The organism is Streptomyces sp. NPDC046759, from assembly GCF_040645475.1.
Lineage (GTDB): Bacteria > Actinomycetota > Actinomycetes > Streptomycetales > Streptomycetaceae > Streptomyces.
Genome location: NZ_JBEYYJ010000016.1, coordinates 116,331 through 131,532, shown reverse-complemented (window position 1 = coordinate 131,532; position 15,202 = coordinate 116,331). Strand labels below are relative to the sequence as shown.

Annotated in this window: 17 protein-coding genes and 1 pseudogene; 11 read left to right on the top strand and 7 right to left on the bottom strand. The window is 71.0% G+C overall.

Annotated elements, in window-relative coordinates; translation table 11 throughout:
- Position 1 precedes the first annotated feature (1 nt).
- Positions 2-358: a DUF1844 domain-containing protein gene (locus tag ABZ919_RS22390; protein WP_361250467.1), complete on the bottom strand. Its 357-nt coding sequence runs from the start codon at positions 356-358 to the stop codon at positions 2-4.
- Between the two features lie 378 nt (positions 359-736).
- On the opposite strand from ABZ919_RS22390, the gene infC reads away from it, so the two are divergent.
- From infC to pheT, 7 genes are all read left to right on the top strand, one after another.
- A complete protein-coding gene (gene infC, locus ABZ919_RS22385) occupies positions 737-1,375 on the top strand; it encodes a translation initiation factor IF-3 (RefSeq protein ID WP_361250628.1) in 639 nt (212 codons plus the stop codon).
- Between the two features lie 115 nt (positions 1,376-1,490).
- The gene (rpmI, locus tag ABZ919_RS22380) at positions 1,491-1,685 is read left to right on the top strand and encodes a 50S ribosomal protein L35 (RefSeq protein WP_004933563.1); all 195 of its coding nucleotides are present in this window, start codon (positions 1,491-1,493) and stop codon (positions 1,683-1,685) included.
- Positions 1,686-1,790: 105 nt separating this feature from the next.
- The gene (rplT, locus tag ABZ919_RS22375) at positions 1,791-2,174 is read left to right on the top strand and encodes a 50S ribosomal protein L20 (protein ID WP_006141703.1); all 384 of its coding nucleotides are present in this window, start codon (positions 1,791-1,793) and stop codon (positions 2,172-2,174) included.
- A 210-nt stretch (positions 2,175-2,384) separates the two neighbouring features.
- Positions 2,385-3,254 (top strand): RNA methyltransferase, encoded by an 870-nt coding sequence (locus tag ABZ919_RS22370; protein ID WP_361250463.1) that lies wholly within the window; start codon positions 2,385-2,387, stop codon positions 3,252-3,254.
- Between the two features lie 50 nt (positions 3,255-3,304).
- The gene (locus tag ABZ919_RS22365) at positions 3,305-4,438 is read left to right on the top strand and encodes an ATP-binding protein (protein ID WP_361250460.1); all 1,134 of its coding nucleotides are present in this window, start codon (positions 3,305-3,307) and stop codon (positions 4,436-4,438) included.
- A 136-nt stretch (positions 4,439-4,574) separates the two neighbouring features.
- Positions 4,575-5,696 (top strand): phenylalanine--tRNA ligase subunit alpha, encoded by a 1,122-nt coding sequence (gene pheS, locus ABZ919_RS22360; RefSeq protein WP_361250457.1) that lies wholly within the window; start codon positions 4,575-4,577, stop codon positions 5,694-5,696.
- On the top strand, positions 5,696-8,218 hold the full coding sequence (pheT, locus tag ABZ919_RS22355) for a phenylalanine--tRNA ligase subunit beta (RefSeq protein WP_361250454.1): 2,523 nt from the start codon (positions 5,696-5,698) through the stop codon (positions 8,216-8,218). Before pheS ends, pheT begins: the two co-directional genes overlap by 1 nt.
- 132 nt (positions 8,219-8,350) lie before the next feature.
- Here the strand turns inward: pheT and ABZ919_RS22350 are convergent, their stop codons facing one another.
- The gene (locus ABZ919_RS22350) at positions 8,351-8,614 is read right to left on the bottom strand and encodes a tetratricopeptide repeat protein (protein ID WP_361250451.1); all 264 of its coding nucleotides are present in this window, start codon (positions 8,612-8,614) and stop codon (positions 8,351-8,353) included.
- Positions 8,615-8,752: 138 nt separating this feature from the next.
- Positions 8,753-9,235, bottom strand: a complete 483-nt coding sequence (locus tag ABZ919_RS22345; RefSeq protein WP_361250448.1) for a hypothetical protein — start codon at positions 9,233-9,235, stop codon at positions 8,753-8,755.
- Between the two features lie 383 nt (positions 9,236-9,618).
- Between ABZ919_RS22345 and ABZ919_RS22340 the strand changes: the two genes are divergently transcribed.
- From ABZ919_RS22340 to ABZ919_RS22330, 3 genes are all read left to right on the top strand, one after another.
- A complete protein-coding gene (locus tag ABZ919_RS22340; RefSeq protein ID WP_361250446.1) occupies positions 9,619-10,695 on the top strand; it encodes a PP2C family protein-serine/threonine phosphatase in 1,077 nt (358 codons plus the stop codon).
- Positions 10,696-10,894: 199 nt separating this feature from the next.
- Positions 10,895-12,235, top strand: a complete 1,341-nt coding sequence (locus ABZ919_RS22335) for a transcriptional regulator (protein ID WP_361250444.1) — start codon at positions 10,895-10,897, stop codon at positions 12,233-12,235.
- A 65-nt stretch (positions 12,236-12,300) separates the two neighbouring features.
- Positions 12,301-12,837, top strand: coding sequence for an NUDIX hydrolase (locus tag ABZ919_RS22330; RefSeq protein WP_361250441.1), 537 nt, complete (start codon positions 12,301-12,303; stop codon positions 12,835-12,837).
- 15 nt (positions 12,838-12,852) lie between these two features.
- Here the strand turns inward: ABZ919_RS22330 and ABZ919_RS22325 are convergent, their stop codons facing one another.
- From ABZ919_RS22325 to ABZ919_RS22310, 4 genes and pseudogenes are all read right to left on the bottom strand, one after another.
- Positions 12,853-13,110, bottom strand: coding sequence for a hypothetical protein (locus ABZ919_RS22325; RefSeq protein ID WP_361250439.1), 258 nt, complete (start codon positions 13,108-13,110; stop codon positions 12,853-12,855).
- Between the two features lie 195 nt (positions 13,111-13,305).
- Positions 13,306-13,425, bottom strand: a pseudogene (locus ABZ919_RS22320) (3-hydroxyacyl-CoA dehydrogenase family protein); the annotation flags it as partial.
- A 32-nt stretch (positions 13,426-13,457) separates the two neighbouring features.
- Positions 13,458-13,700: a tyrosine-type recombinase/integrase gene (locus tag ABZ919_RS22315; RefSeq protein WP_316739759.1), complete on the bottom strand. Its 243-nt coding sequence runs from the start codon at positions 13,698-13,700 to the stop codon at positions 13,458-13,460.
- Entirely contained in the window at positions 13,637-14,461 is an 825-nt protein-coding gene (locus ABZ919_RS22310; protein WP_361250640.1) for a hypothetical protein, read from the bottom strand. Before ABZ919_RS22310 ends, ABZ919_RS22315 begins: the two co-directional genes overlap by 64 nt.
- Between ABZ919_RS22310 and ABZ919_RS22305 the strand changes: the two genes are divergently transcribed.
- Positions 14,388-15,077 carry an erythromycin esterase family protein gene (locus ABZ919_RS22305; protein WP_361250435.1) on the top strand — a complete coding sequence of 230 codons (690 nt, stop codon included), beginning with the start codon at positions 14,388-14,390 and terminating at the stop codon, positions 15,075-15,077. The two genes, ABZ919_RS22310 and ABZ919_RS22305, sit on opposite strands and share 74 nt — an antisense overlap.
- The last annotated feature ends 125 nt before the right edge of the window (positions 15,078-15,202 follow it).

The window sequence follows — 15,202 nt, the reverse complement described above, 5'->3', positions numbered from 1 at the left end:
ATCAGCCGTAGACCGGGCCGGTGTACTTCTCGCCCGGCCCCTGGCCCGGCTCGTCCGGGACGATCGACGCCTCGCGGAACGCCAGCTGCAGCGACTTCAGGCCGTCGCGCAGCGGGGCCGCGTGGAAGGAGCTGATCTCCGTCGTGCTCGCGTCCAGCAGGCCGGCGAGCGCGGTGATCAGCTTCCGGGCCTCGTCCAGGTCCTTGTGCTTCTCGCCCTCCTCGCTCAGCCCGAGCTTCACGGCGGCGGCGCTCATCAGGTTGACGGCGACCGTCACGATCACCTCGACGGCGGGGACCTCGGCGATGTCCCGGGTCATCGCGTCGAAGTCGGGGTTCTCAGGAGGGGTCTCACTCATGCCCCACACGATAAGCGGTCCCGGATCGCGGGCTTTCGATTAGGCCTTGTCAAGCGATCCTGCTAACCTGGTGAGCGACCGGCCGGATGTGCCCTGTGAACCACAGAGTGCCCGGCCCACAAGTGGAGGCTCCGATCTCCCACCCGACCGTCCTCCGGGGCGGCGGGTCACCCGGTCAGGCGGCCACCATCGTTCCGTACGGACGATGGAGCCGCCCGAGTCGCGCCCCGCGGTCACCGCGGCGGTGCTCCGGTAGTCATTGGAGCCCCGCCTGTGATCGTCCGGGGCATTTTTTGTGCGTCGGCGCGGTTAGGTCTTACGAACAAACGTTACGCGGCTGTCCGCCAGACCGTCGCGTGGTGCTACCGAGGAGGATCCATCAGCGCCGAGCCCCGCATCAACGACCGGATTCGCGTTCCCGAGGTGCGACTTGTCGGTCCCAGTGGCGAGCAGGTCGGCATCGTGCCGCTCGCGAAGGCACTGGAGCTTGCGCAGGAGTACGACCTGGACCTGGTCGAGGTCGCGGCGAACGCCCGTCCGCCCGTGTGCAAGCTCATGGACTACGGGAAGTTCAAGTACGAGTCGGCCATGAAGGCCCGTGAGGCGCGCAAGAACCAGGCGCACACGGTCATCAAGGAGATGAAGCTCCGGCCGAAGATCGACCCGCACGACTATGACACCAAGAAGGGTCACGTCGTCCGGTTCCTCAAGCAGGGCGACAAGGTCAAGATCACGATCATGTTCCGTGGTCGCGAGCAGTCCCGGCCCGAGCTGGGCTACCGACTGCTGCAGCGTCTCGCGGAGGACGTCCAGGACCTCGGCTTCGTGGAGTCGAATCCGAAGCAGGACGGCCGCAACATGATCATGGTCCTCGGTCCGCACAAGAAGAAGACCGAGGCGATGGCCGAGGCCCGCCAGGCGCAGGAGGCCCGCAAGGCCGAGGCGAAGGCGAATCCCGGTAAGTCGCAGAACCCTGCCGAGGCTGAGGCGTCCGCCGAGGAACCCGCCGAGGCGTGATCCCGGGGGGCCCACGGGTCCCCGAGGATGTAACCGATAGAACAGCGACGCTCCACCGTGCCCGGTTTTTTGCGACCGGGCACCGGAGCGCCACCGACGAGGAGATAACGGCGCTATGCCGAAGAACAAGTCGCACAGCGGTGCCAGCAAGCGCTTCAAGGTCACCGGCTCCGGCAAGGTGCTCCGCGAGCGCGCCGGCAAGCGCCACCTGCTCGAGCACAAGTCGTCCCGCGTCACGCGTCGCCTCACCGGCAACGCCGAGATGGCCCCGGGCGACGCCGCGAAGATCAAGAAGCTTCTCGGCAAGTGACGTAGCCGGCGCTCGTGAACCCTGAGCGCCGTACGCCAAGACCGGGACCCAGTCGTTTCCGGGTCGTGTGAGTACCACCACGACCCCGCTACAAGGAGTTAACAAGTGGCACGCGTCAAGCGGGCAGTCAACGCCCACAAGAAGCGCCGGGCGATCCTCGAGCAGGCCTCCGGCTACCGCGGTCAGCGTTCGCGCCTGTACCGCAAGGCCAAGGAGCAGGTCACCCACTCGCTGGTCTACAACTACAACGACCGCAAGAAGCGCAAGGGCGACTTCCGTCAGCTGTGGATCCAGCGCATCAACGCCGCTGCCCGCGCCAACGGCATCACCTACAACCGCTTCATCCAGGGTCTGAAGGCCGCGAACGTCGAGGTCGACCGCAAGATCCTGGCCGAGCTGGCGGTCAACGACGCGAACGCGTTCGCCGCGCTCGTCGAGGTCGCGCAGAAGGCGCTGCCGTCGGACGTGAACGCGCCGAAGGCTGCGTGACGCTGCGCCGGCTTCGAGCCGACGCTCACTGGAGGACCCGCAGGCTTTCGGCTTGCGGGTCCTGTCGTTGGGGCGTGCAGCGCGATTCGTCCGGCTGCGGGTGCGTCGTGGCTCCTCGCGCAGTTCCCCGCGCCCCTGAAACGCCCCTGACGGGGCGCTGCAGCCCGGCGGCGCCGCACACAAAAGACTTCCTTGAAGGTGAAGAAGAGGATGACGCCCGCCCCCGAGCTGATCTCCCCCCGGTCCGCACGTGTCGCCGCTGCCCGGCGGCTGGCCAAGCGGAACTTCCGGGGCAAGGACCGGCTGTTTCTCGCGGAGGGGCCGCAGGCCGTCAGGGAGGCGGCCGGGCACCGGGTCGGCGGCGAGCCGACCCTCCTGGAGCTGTTCGCGACCCTCGAGGCCGCCGAGCGGTACGCCGACATCATCGGGGCGGCGCGGGAGGCCGGCGCCCGGGTGCACCTGGCCTCCGAAGAGGTCATCGCGGAGATCTCCACGACCGTGACCCCGCAGGGTCTGGTCGGGGTGTGCCGGTTCCTGGACACCCCCTTCGAGCAGATCCTCGCCGCCCGGCCCAAGCTGGTCGCCGTGCTCGCGCATGTGCGTGACCCCGGGAACGCCGGGACCGTGCTGCGCTGCGCCGACGCCGCCGGCGCCGAGGCCGTGATCCTCACCGACGCCTCCGTCGACCTGTACAACCCCAAGGCCGTACGCGCCTCCGTGGGCTCGCACTTCCACCTGCCCGTCGCCGTCGGGGTGCCCGTGGAGCGGGCCGTGGCCGGGCTCAAGGACGCCGGTGTGCGGATCCTCGCCGCCGACGGCGCCGGCACCGACGATCTCGACGACGAACTCGACAAGGGCACCATGGGCGGGCCGACCGCATGGGTGTTCGGCAACGAGGCCTGGGGGCTGCCCGAGGAGACCCGCGCGCTCGCCGACGCCGTCGTGCGCGTCCCCATCCACGGAAAGGCCGAGAGCCTGAACCTGGCCACGGCCGCCGCCGTATGTCTCTACGCGTCGGCCCGGGCCCAGCGTGCCCGCGGAGGGTGCCGCTCGGTCACCGAGAGCCAGGGCCTGTCGTAGTAGGGTGACCAGCTCGGGGCCCTGCGCCGTCTGAGAGGTGGGGTACGGGGATGAGTGTGGCCGGCACGAGCACCGCGCCGGAAGGGCGGGACGCGCGGCGCACCTGCGCGCCCCGGCCCGGCGATCCCGCGGGCCTCGACCCCGACCAGCTGCCCGACGGCCTGGTCGTCGCCGACGAGCACGGCCGGGTGGTCTGCTTCAACGCCGCCGCCGCGCGCATCACCGCCGTACGCGCCGCCGACGCCCTCGGCCGGACCCTGGAGAAGGCGCTGCCACTGGAGGATCTGGAGGGCCGCCGCTGGTGGCAGCTCACCGATCCCTACGGAGGGCTCGCGATCCGGGTGCGGCAGCCCGAGCGCAATCTGCTGCTGCCCGGGGGGCGGGAGGTACTGGTCTCCGCCCGGTACGTGCGGGAGCGGCCGCTGGGACCCGTGCGGCGGGTCGTCGTCTCCCTGCGGGACACCGAGGCCCGCCGCCGCACCGAGCGCAGCCACGCCGAGCTGATAGCGACGGTCGCCCATGAACTGCGCTCGCCCCTCACCTCCGTGAAGGGCTTCACCGCCACGCTGCTCGCCAAGTGGGAACGCTTCACCGACGACCAGAAGCGGCTGATGCTGGAGACCGTCGACGCCGACGCCGACCGTGTCACCCGGCTCATCGCCGAGCTGCTCGACATCTCGCGGATCGACTCCGGGCGGCTGGAGGTGCGCCGGCAGCCCGTCGACATCGGGGCCGCCGTCTCCCGCCACATCCAGGCCTACGTCGCCGCCGGCCAGCCCGCCGACCGCTTCCTGCTCCGCATCGAGCAGCCGCTGCCGGCCCTGTGGGCCGACCCCGACAAGATCGACCAGGTGCTCAGCAACCTGATCGAAAATGCCGTGCGGCACGGCGAGGGAACCGTCACCATGGACGTCACGCCCTGCGCATCCCCGCGCGAGGGAGAGGAGACCGGCACGTCGGTCACGGTGAGCGACGAGGGTCCCGGCATCCCGGAGGAGTCCATGAACCGCGTCTTCACCCGCTTCTGGCGGGGCAGCAAGCGCGGCGGCACGGGCCTCGGGCTGTACATCGTCAAAGGCATCGTCGAGGCCCACGGCGGCACCATCACGGTCGGCCGCGCCCCCGGCGGCGGCGCCGAGTTCCGATTTACGTTGCCCGTGGCCGCGCCGGCGTATCTCGCCTAGCGGCCCACGGGCCATTCGTCCAGCCCCACCCCGTTAGACTCGGCCTTTGGCACCTTTGTGTCCTTCACACGGCGATCAGACAGCCGAGAGTCGGTGACGGGGACCGTCCGCCAGCCAATCGGAAGCACGGGAAGAGATGTCGGCACCCAATAAGTCGTACGACCCTGTCGAGGTCGAGACGTTGAAACCGGAAGAGATCGAGCGCATGCGGGACGAGGCGCTCGCCGCCTTCGCCGCCGCGGACTCCCTCGACGCGCTCCACGAGGCCAAGGTCGCCCACACCGGCCCCGCCTCCCCGCTGGCCCTCGCCAACCGCGAGATCGGAGCCCTGCCCCCGCACGCCAAGGCCGACGCCGGCAAACGCGTCGGCATGGCCCGCGGCGCCGTCAGCAAGGGCCTCGCCGCCCGCCAGAGCGAGCTGGAGGCCGAGCGGGACGCCCGGGTGCTCGTCGAGGAGGACGTCGACGTCACGCTGCCGTACGACCGCGTCCCGGCCGGCGCCCGCCACCCGCTGACCACGCTGTCGGAGCGCATCGAGGACATCTTCGTGGCCATGGGCTACGAGGTCGCCGAGGGCCCGCAGGTCGAGGCGGAGTGGTTCAACTTCGACGCCCTGAACATCGGCCCGGACCACCCGGCCCGCGGCGAGGCCGACACCTTCTTCGTCCAGGGCCCCGAGGGCGGCGCCGAGTCCGGCCTCGTGCTGCGCACCCACACCTCGCCCGTGCAGATCCGCTCGCTGCTCGACCGCGAGCTGCCGGTCTACGTGATCTGTCCCGGCGTCGTCTACCGCACCGACGAGCTGGACGCCACCCACACCCCGGTCTTCCGCCAGGTCGAGCTGCTCGCCGTGGACGAGGGCCTGACCATGGCCGACCTCAAGGGCACCCTGGACCACATGGTCCAGTCCCTGTTCGGCGAGGGCATGAAGACCCGGCTGCGGCCGAACTTCTTCCCCTTCACCGAGCCGAGCGCCGAGATGGACATGCTCTGCTACGTCTGCAAGGGCGAGTCCGTCGGCAACCCCGACCGCCCCTGCCGCACCTGCTCGTCCGAGGGCTGGATCGAGCTCGGCGGCTGCGGCATGGTCAACCCGCGGGTGCTCACCGCCTGCGGCGTCGACCCGGAGAAGTACAGCGGCTTCGCCTTCGGGTTCGGCATCGAGCGGATGCTGATGTTCCGCCACAACGTCGAAGACATGCGAGACATGGTCGAGGGTGACGTCCGCTTCACCCGGCCGTTCGGGATGGAGATCTGATGCGGGTCCCGCTTTCTTGGCTGCGGGAGTACGTCGACCTGCCGGCCACCGAGACCGGCCGTGACGTCCAGGCCAAGCTCATTTCGGCCGGTCTGGAGGTCGAGACCGTCGAACAGCTCGGCGCCGACCTCAAGGGCCCGCTGGTCGTCGGCCAGGTGCTGACCATCGAGGAGCTGGAGGGCTTCAAGAAGCCGATCCGCTTCTGCACCGTCGACGTCGGCCAGGCCAACGGCACCGGCGAGCCGCAGGAGATCGTCTGCGGCGCCCGCAACTTCGCGGTAGGCGACAAGGTCGTCGTGGTCCTCCCCGGCGCCACGCTGCCCGGCGGCTTCTCCATCGCCGCACGCAAGACCTACGGCAAGACGTCCCACGGCATGATCTGCTCCACCGACGAGCTGGGCATGGGCGACGACGGCACCCACGGCATCATCGTGCTGCCGCCGGAGACCGAGGTCGGCAAGGACGCCATCGAGCTGCTGGAGCTGGTCGACGAGGTCCTGGACATCGCCGTCACCGCCAACCGCGGCGACTGCCTGTCCATCCGCGGCGTGGCCCGCGAGACCGCCATCGCCTACGGTCTGCCGCTGCGCGACCCGGCCCTGATCGACGTACCGGCCCCGAACGCCTACGGGTACCCGGTCCAGGTCACCGAGCCCGTGGGCTGCGACCGCTTCATCGCCCGTACGGTCACCGGCCTGCGTCCCGACGCCCGCTCCCCGATCTGGATGCAGCGCCGGCTGCAGAAGGTCGGCATGCGCCCGATCTCGCTCGCCGTCGACATCACGAACTACGTGATGATGGAGCTCGGCCAGCCGCTGCACGCCTATGACCGGTCCCTGGTCCAGGGCACGATCGGCGTCCGCCGGGCCGTGGAGGGCGAGAAGCTCGTCACCCTCGACGGCGTCGAGCGCAAGCTGCACGCCGAGGACCTGGTCATCACCGACGACCGCGGCCCCATCGGCCTCGCCGGTGTGATGGGCGGCGCCCACACGGAGATCGCCGACCACGAGGTCACCGAGGACGGGGTGAACGGGACCACCGACGTCGTGATCGAGGCGGCCCACTTCGACGCCGTCTCCATCGCGCGCACGGGCCGCCGCCACAAGCTGCTCTCCGAGGCGTCCCGCCGCTTCGAGCGCGGTGTCGACCCGCAGGCCGCCGCGGCCGCCGCGCAGCGCACGGTGGACCTGCTGGTGCTGCTCGCGGGCGGTACGGCCGAGGCGGGCGTCACCGAGGTCGTCGCCCCGTCCGCGCCGCACACCATCACCGTCCCGGCCGACCACCCGGACAAGGTCGCGGGCGTCGAGTACGGCCGTGAGACGGTCGTGCGCCGCCTCCAGGAAGTCGGCTGCGACGTGTACGGGCAGGACGAGCTGATCGTCACCGTCCCGTCCTGGCGGCCCGACCTGGTCGACCCGAACGACCTCGCCGAGGAGGTCATCCGCCTCGAGGGCTACGAGAACCTGCCCTCGACGCTGCCCAAGCCGCCCTCCGGCCGCGGGCTGACCCACCGCCAGCGGCTGCACCGCCGGGTCGGCCGCGCACTGGCCGGCGCCGGCTACGTCGAGGCGCCGAACTACCCGTTCATCGGCGAGCAGATCCTCGATCAGTTCGGCCTGCAGGCCGACGACCCGGCCCGCCGTGTCGTCAAGCTGGTCAACCCGCTCAGCGAGGAGGAGCCGGCGCTCCGTACGACGCTGCTGCCGGGTCTGCTCGGCGCCCTGCGGCGCAACGACGGCCGGGGCAGCCATGACCTGGCGCTCTTCGAGACGGGCCTGGTCTTCCACCCCCGCGGGGAGCTGCGCGTCGCCACGCACCTGCCCGTCGGCCGGCGCCCCACCGACGAGGAGATCGCGTCGCTCAACGCCACGCTGCCCGAGCAGCCGCGGCACGTGGCCGTCGTCCTCGCCGGCGCCCGCGAGCAGGCCGGCTGGTGGGGCAAGGGCCGTCCGGCGGACTGGTCCGACGCGGTGGAGGCAGCGCGCACCGTCGCCCGTGAGGCCGGTGCCGAGCTGGTCGTCCGCAAGGGCCAGTACGGCCCGTGGCACCCCGGCCGCTGCGCCGAGCTGGCGGTCGTCGCCGCCGGCACGGAGCGGGTGGTCGGCCACGCCGGTGAGCTGCACCCGCGGGTCCTGAAGACCCTGGGCCTGCCCGAGCGCACCTGCGCCATGGAGCTGAACCTGGACGCCCTGGAGGCGGTGGGTGACGGCGTCCCGCAGGCGCCGCGGATCTCGACGTTCCCGGTCGCCACGCAGGATGTCGCCCTCGTGGTCGACAAGCCGGTGCCCGCCGCGGAGGTCGAGGCGGCGCTGCGCGAGGGTGCGGGCGAACTCCTGGAGTCCATCCGCCTGTTCGACGTGTACGTCAACGCCGAGCAGCTCGGCGACGGCAAGAAGTCGCTGGCCTATGCCCTGCGTTTCCGGGCCGGCGACCGGACGCTGACCGTGGACGAGGCCTCCGCGGCTCGGGACGCGGCGGTCGCCCTCGCGGGCGAGCGGACCGGGGCGGTGCTCAGGGGCTGATGACCGCAGGGGTGCTGCGTCGGCCGGCCGCGGGTTCGCTCGTGGCTGGTCGCGCAGTTCCCCGCGCGCCTGGACAGCCGCGGTGCCACGGCCTTCCGGCGCCGCCCGCCGCCGCGGACAGCCCCCGGGCGGTCAGCCGGAGGTGAGCTCCCGGATCCCCTCCTGTGCCAGCGCCTCCTCGTGCTGGTTGCCGAGGCTCCGCGCCAGCTCCAGCGCCTGCCGGTGCAGTCGTAGCGCTTCCTCGGGGCGCCCCGCGAGCCGGTGGGTCTCGGCGTAGCCGTTGAGGAAGTGGATCTTCCAGTGTTCCTCGAACAGCTCGTCCAGCAGCGCGAACGCCTCCCGGTGGCTGGCCGGCGCCTCCTCGTAGCGGCCCATCTGCCGCAGCGCCACGCCCATGCAGTTCAGGCACCACGCCTGGTTGTTGAGGTGCCCGTCGGCCCGGGCCAGGGCCAGGGCCAGCGCCTGCCGCAGCTGCCCGGCCGCCTCCTCGGGTTCCTCGCGGGTGGGTGGCCAGGCCGAGCGTGATCCGGGCCGTCAGACCGGGCGGCCAGGCGGCATCGGCGTGCGGGAGGGCCAGCACCTGCCGGGCCCGCTGTGCCGCTTCCTCGCGGTGCCCGAGCCGGAGCATCGTCCAGGCCTCCGCCGCGGCCGCGTGTGCGGCGCCCGTCGGCCGGCCTGCTCGTACAGCTTCTGCGCGAGCCGGAAGAGCCCGAGCGGCTCCTCCACCCGGCCCGCGTCCCAGCTCAGATAGCCGCGCCGCATGGCCAGCTCGGCCTCCGCCGGTGCGTCCCCCGCCCGGGCCGGCCCCTGACCGGCCGCCTCGTACGCGGCGGCGGCCTCCGCCATCCGGCCCGCTTTGTAGCGCGCGAAGCCCAGATCGCTGTGCGCCTCGGCCAGCCGCACCGGATCGTCCAGGCGCGCGGCTGCCGCCAGTGACCGCTCGAAGAGGACGTTGAGGTGCGTGGTGCCGCAGCGCCGCGCGAAGCAGGCCCGCAGGAAGCGCGGCAGCTCGCACACGTGCGCGTCGGCGGCCGCCGACGCGCACGTAGTAGTCGAGCACCCGGCCCGGTGCCCGCTCCCGGTCGGCCGCCGGGTCCTGTTCCGCCGTGGCCCGTGGTGCGTGCTGGTGCACCAGGTCGTGCAACCGGTAGCGGCCGGCCGTGGGGCGCCGAGGAGGCGGTGATCGGCGAGCTGGTGAGGAGGGCGGTGCACTGAAGGTCCTACGGGAGCTTCACCCCCTCGGCGAGCTGCATAAATGCGGGTTGACCGACGCCGGCTCACTCGATCGGGTGGCAAGTGGCGGCGTTCGGCCTCCTCGGGCCACGCCCTCGACAGAATCGGACCGGCCTTTCGGGGTCGGTCCGTCTGCTCTTTCAGGGCCCACATGGGGGACCAGAGGCATGATCCGCATCAGCAAGGCACGGGCGCCCACCGCGCGAGGGGCCGTACTGCCCACGGTCTGGGGAGCCGTGGCGGTCGCCTACAAGTTCGGCTGCCCGCTCGCCCAGCAGGACGGCCTCGGCGCGCGCATCGTCACCAGTGCCGTCTTCTTCGCCGTCGGAACCGGCCTGATCGTCCATGTCCGCCGCGCGCTGCTGCGGGAGCTGCGGCAGGCCCGCCGGGTGGCACGGGCCGCCCAGAGCGTCGTACTGCGCCCGCTGCCGCCACGCCTCGACGGGCTGAACGTCGCCGCCGCCCAGCTGTCCGCGGAACGGGGCGCGAATGTCGGGGGCGATCTGTACGAGGCGATCGCCACCGAGCACGGGGTGCGGGTGGTGATGGGCGACGTACGCGGGCACGGTCTCGCCGCCCTCGGCACCGTGGCCGCCGTCCTCGGCAGCTTCCGTGAGGCCGCTCATGACGAGCCCGACATCGGCGGCGTGCTGCGCCGGCTGGAGCGCGCCCTCGCCCGGCACCTGCGGGAGCGGGCCCGTGCCGAACACCCCGCGCACGGCGGCCAGGAGCCCGGCCACCCGGTCGCCGAGGAGTTCGTCACTCTCCTGCTGCTGGAGATCGACGGGGAGGGCGACGTGCACGCCCTCAACTGCGGTCATCCCTGGCCGTATCGGCTCAGCGGGACGCGGGTCGAGCCGCTGACACGCGTCGAACCGCTTCCGCCACTGGGGCCCTTCCCCCTGCCCACGGTCCTGGAGGCCCACCGCTGCGGATCGCTGCACCCCGGCGACTGCCTGGTCCTGTTCACCGACGGGGTGGAGGACGCGCGGGACACCCGGGGCCGCTTCTTCTCGCTGACGGACGTGCTGCGCCAGGCCGTGCACGATCGTCCGCCGTCACCCCAGACGATCCTGCGTACGGTCTTCAGGGCCCTCCTGCACCACACGACCGGCAGCCCGGCGGACGACATGGCGCTCCTGGTCCTGCGGAACGATCGCGGCACGGCACGCTCCAGTGGCTCGGGGACGCGGGGGACGGCGCGCGCCACCACGGACAACCCGCAGCCGACATCCCGCCGTTAGCCGGCCCCGCCCCCGCAGTCGGCCCGGCCAAGCCACCGCTTTTCGAGGGGGAGCCGGCGGCTTGGCCGGTACCCAAGTCAATCGGTACGGCACGCTGAGCGACAACGCGTGTACAGCGCGGATGCACGTGTTCCGTTCACACCCCGTGTGAAAGCACACCCACTACGCTGACCGCACCAGGCCACTCGGGGGGCATTCCATGCAGCCCAACACTCTGCTCGACGCGATCCTGGACGAGGCGGGGATCTCGCACGCCGGTCTCGCCGCCCACGTCAACCAGGCGGGCCGGAAACGGGGCCTCGCGCTCCGGTACGAACACACCGCCGTGGCGCGCTGGTTGAAGGGCCAGCGGCCACGCGGCCAGGTCCCCGACCTGATCTGCGAGGTACTCGCCGCCCGCCTGCACCGTCCCGTCACCCTCGACGACATCGGCCTGGGTGTGCCGGGCGAGCCCAGCACCCCGCACATCGGTTCGCTGAACGGCTTCGTGGAGCGGGCGACCGCCCTGTGGCGCTCCGACGAGCAGCAGCGGCCGCACGTGCTCGGCGCTCCCGCCGTCACCGGCACCCCGGCCGTCATGCCGGTGTGGGAGTGGGAGAACCCGCCCGAGGACGTCGACGTCTCCCGCGGCGGACGGCACCGGGTGACCGCCGCCGACATCACGATGCTGCGCGCCGCCCGCACCCACTACGAGCAGATGTACCGCAAGGCGGGTGGCATCGCGACCCGCACCCGGATCGTGGGCTTCCTCAACGCCGAGGCGGCGCCGCTGCTGCGGGGCAGCTACACCGACGCGACCGGACGACAACTGCACCGGGCCACCGGCGGCCTGGTGGCGATCGCCGGTATCTGCGCGTACGACTCCGACGCCCACGGTCTCGCGCAGCGCTACTTCCACCAGGCGCTCCGGCTGGCAAAGGCCAGCGGAGACCGGGGACTCGGCGCCTACGTCATAGCGCTGCTGGTCAACCAGTCGTTGTACATGCGGGAGTACCGGCAGGCCGTCGCCTTCGCCGAGGCCGCGCTGAGGGCCGCGGGCAAGCACATCACCCCGGCACTCGCCTCGGACCTGTACGCGATGCAGGCCAAGGCGTACGCCCACCTCGGGGACTCCGCGGGCGCCCTGTCCTGCATCAGGCGTGCCGAGGCGGCCGCCGAACGGATCCGGCGCGGGTACGAGCCCGACGAGACCGGCTATGTGCAGCCGGGCCTGGTCAATGTGCAGGTGGCCGAGGCGCTGCTCAGCCTCGGCGAACTGGCCGCAGCCGGGGAGCATGCGGCGGCGGCCGTGGGCAACCCGGCGCACGACCGGGGACGGGTGCACCGGCTCGCCATGCTCAGCACCATCGAGTTGCGCAAGGGCAACGCCGACAAGGCGGTGGCAACCGCCGTGCAGATGGCCGAGCAGGCGCGCGGGATGGAGTCCCAGCGGCTGCGCGACAGACTCCGCGCGGTGCGCGAGCATCTGGTGCGGTGCGGCTCGGCCGGCACCGCCGAAGCCGCCGAACTCATCGACGGGGCACTGCGCGTACCGCTGTAGGCCCACTGTAGGTGCACAGTTCCTGCTGCGATATTGCCACTTACTCGGCGGAAGGTGGCAGAACCGTGCAGTGGACGAAACTCAACGAACAAACTGTGTATGCAAACCGCTGGTTCAGCGTCAATCTCGCAGATGTCGAGCTGCCTGACGGCCGGCATCTCGACCACTTCATGATCCGGCTGCGGCCCGTGGCCGTGGCCACCGTGGTCAACGAGGCCAACGAGGTGCTGCTGCTGTGGCGGCACCGCTTCATCACCGACAGCTGGGGATGGGAACTGGCCGCGGGCGTCGTCGAGGACGGCGAGGACGTGGCGAGCGCGGCCGCCAGGGAACTGGAGGAGGAGACCGGCTGGCGGCCGGGACCCCTGCACCACCTCATGAGCGTGGAGCCGTCCAACGGCCTCACCGACGCCCGGCACCACATCTACTGGTCCGACCGGGGCGAGTACATCGGGCATCCCGTGGACGACTTCGAGTCGGACCGCCGGGAATGGGTCCCCCTCAAACTCGTCCCCGACATGATCGCCCGTGGGGAGGTCCCGGCCGCCAACATGGCGGCCGCGTTACTCCTGCTGCACCACCTCAGGCTCGCCGAGGGATAGGAGCCGGTCGCAGCACTAGCGCGCCAGCGCCTGCCAGACCGTCACCACGAGCGCGCCCAGTGCCGTCAGCGCGGCGAGCGAGGGCAGCGGCCAGCGCGCGTGTTCCAGCGAGACCATACGGGAGTTCAGCTCGTCCAGCTCCTTGGCGGTCTCCTCGGTGCGATGGCTGAGCAACGCCAGCCCTCCCTCGACTCGGGCGTAGGCCACGTCGAGGCGGCGTCGTAACTCTGCGAGTTCTCCGTTGACCACGGGATGCTCCGGATCGGCGGTCACGGGTCAGCTCCTTTCTGTAGTCGACATGAGTGGTTCCGCATCCCTTGCATGCGCATGAGGAGTCAACTCCCCTGGTGGGCGCATGGGGAGCGTGTGCGAGGGGCATATGCGGGCCCGGTGCGCACACGGTGTGTGAAACAGATGGGCCCGGCACCGAGTTCGGTGCCGGGCCCACTGGGGCGTAGCTCTGTGTGATCAGCCGTAGGTGTAGAAGCCCGATCCGGTCTTCCGCCCCAGCCGGCCCGCCTCGACCATGCGCTGCAGCAGCGGGGGAGCGGCGTACAGCGGCTCCTTGTACTCGGCGTACACGTTGTCAGTGCGTGCGATCACTGCCCTCACCTGCGGTTTCATGGCCTGTTGCGGGCCTGCGGGGCGCCCAGGGACTTCTCAGGGACATTCGGTTGTGGATCTTGACCGAACCACTCGTCCATGGCGGCGAGGCCCCGCTTGCCCGCCCCGGGCATGAAGTGAGCGTAGTGCGTCAGTGTGGTCTGCGGCGAAGCATGCCCGAGCCACGCCGACACGCTCACGATCGACTCGCCTGCCTCAAGCTGGGTACTGGCGTACGTGTGCCGGAGGACGTGGAACATGTCCTCCCTGGAAACTTCGTAGATGGGTTCCGACGGCTGTGGCCTCCGTATGTCCTGACTTTCTCGCCGACCTTCTTCAGGACACCGGCCGTTGCGAGTGCGGGCCGCCAGCTCAGCCTGTTCCACATCGAGTAGTTGATTCGATTGCCCTGCGAGGTGATCAGGACCAGCCGGACGGTGATCGGTTTGCGCTGTCGCGCTTCCAACTCGGTCGTCGGCGGCTCAGGGTTGCGCCACGGGAGCGTGCAGGCGACCGAAGGGAAACGGCGCAGATGGTCCCGGACACGCTTGGCGAGGTTGGGGGAGAGGGGAACGTCTCGCGTCTTGCCGCCCTTGGGCAGGCAGAAGTACGGCCTTCCCTTGGAGTCCCACCGCAGCTGTCGGCGGACGTGTACGACACCGGCATCGAAGTCCACATCCTCCTCCCCGAGGCCGAACGCCTCGCCTTGGCGCAGACCGAGGCCGACCCCGAGGTCCACCGCGATGCGGTATCGCTCCTGAAGGCCCGCCCGGACGGCCTCCACAGTCGGCCTGGCCCATGCCTTGGCCTTCCTCTTCGCGGGTTTGGGCGCCTTGACAGTCCGGCGGCCCTTGCAGGGGTTCTTGACCAGGTGGCCGTCTTCGACGGCGGCTTCGAGGATCGTGGAAAGCTGATCCAGATCACGTGGGCCGTGAACGCCTCGACCCGTGTCAGCAGTTGGGCCTTCCAGGCGCGCAGCACGGCAGCGTCGATGTCCCGGCCCCCGGCTTGCCGCGCACATCGGGAACACGGCCGTCGAACAGGCACTCAGGCATGCGCGCCTGATCGTGGCCGCGGCTGACGTGGCCTCCCGGCCGCCGCGCGGAGACGGTGAGGAGACGGGCGCGCTGGCCGCCCGGGACCGCCACATGGCCCAGGCGGTGATCTCCCTGGAAGAGGGAACCGCCGGAAAGGTGGCCGTCTGGGCCCACAACGGCCATGTCTGCACCGATTGTTACGCGCGAGACATTGCCGCCATGGGGCAGCACCTCAGGGACCACTACGGTGAGCGGTACTACGCCCTGGGCCTGCTGTTCGGCGAAGGCGCCTTCCGCGCCCGCCCCGGAAACTCCGCGACACGACCGCCCAAGAAACACACCATCAGTGCGGCGGGTCCGCGCTCCGTCGAGGCCCAGCTGGCCTCGGCCACCCCCCAGGACCACCTGATCGATCTCCGCGCCGGCCGGACCGAGCCCGCCGTTGCCGAGTGGCTGGAGAGCCCGCAGTTCATGCGGTCCTTCGGCGCCGGCGTGCCACGCGTGACGTACCGCTTCTCCATGACATCGACGGTGCTCATGCGGGAGTACGACGGATTGGCGTACGTGGCCCGCTCGACACCTTCGGTGCTAGTGAGCTGAGAGCCAACACAGCTGTCCGGACCGCAGCCCACATTGATAGCCGTGACCGGGCACAGCAACTCCTACGTGACGGCCGTGCCAGGAGCAGGGGACAGCCGTTGATGCTGGGCCGAAGCGTGCTGGTA

Coding starts and splice junctions, on each gene's coding strand:
- ABZ919_RS22310 (WP_361250640.1), bottom strand. CDS start 14,461: ATGTGCGCGGCAAGCCGGGGGCCGGGACATCGACGCTGCCGTGCTGCG.
- ABZ919_RS22365 (WP_361250460.1), top strand. CDS start 3,305: ATGAGTGTGGCCGGCACGAGCACCGCGCCGGAAGGGCGGGACGCGCGG.
- ABZ919_RS22370 (WP_361250463.1), top strand. CDS start 2,385: ATGACGCCCGCCCCCGAGCTGATCTCCCCCCGGTCCGCACGTGTCGCC.
- ABZ919_RS22340 (WP_361250446.1), top strand. CDS start 9,619: ATGATCCGCATCAGCAAGGCACGGGCGCCCACCGCGCGAGGGGCCGTA.
- ABZ919_RS22350 (WP_361250451.1), bottom strand. CDS start 8,614: ATGGGCGTGGCGCTGCGGCAGATGGGCCGCTACGAGGAGGCGCCGGCC.
- pheT (WP_361250454.1), top strand. CDS start 5,696: ATGCGGGTCCCGCTTTCTTGGCTGCGGGAGTACGTCGACCTGCCGGCC.
- ABZ919_RS22335 (WP_361250444.1), top strand. CDS start 10,895: ATGCAGCCCAACACTCTGCTCGACGCGATCCTGGACGAGGCGGGGATC.
- ABZ919_RS22390 (WP_361250467.1), bottom strand. CDS start 358: ATGAGTGAGACCCCTCCTGAGAACCCCGACTTCGACGCGATGACCCGG.
- pheS (WP_361250457.1), top strand. CDS start 4,575: ATGTCGGCACCCAATAAGTCGTACGACCCTGTCGAGGTCGAGACGTTG.
- rpmI (WP_004933563.1), top strand. CDS start 1,491: ATGCCGAAGAACAAGTCGCACAGCGGTGCCAGCAAGCGCTTCAAGGTC.
- ABZ919_RS22315 (WP_316739759.1), bottom strand. CDS start 13,700: ATGTTCCACGTCCTCCGGCACACGTACGCCAGTACCCAGCTTGAGGCA.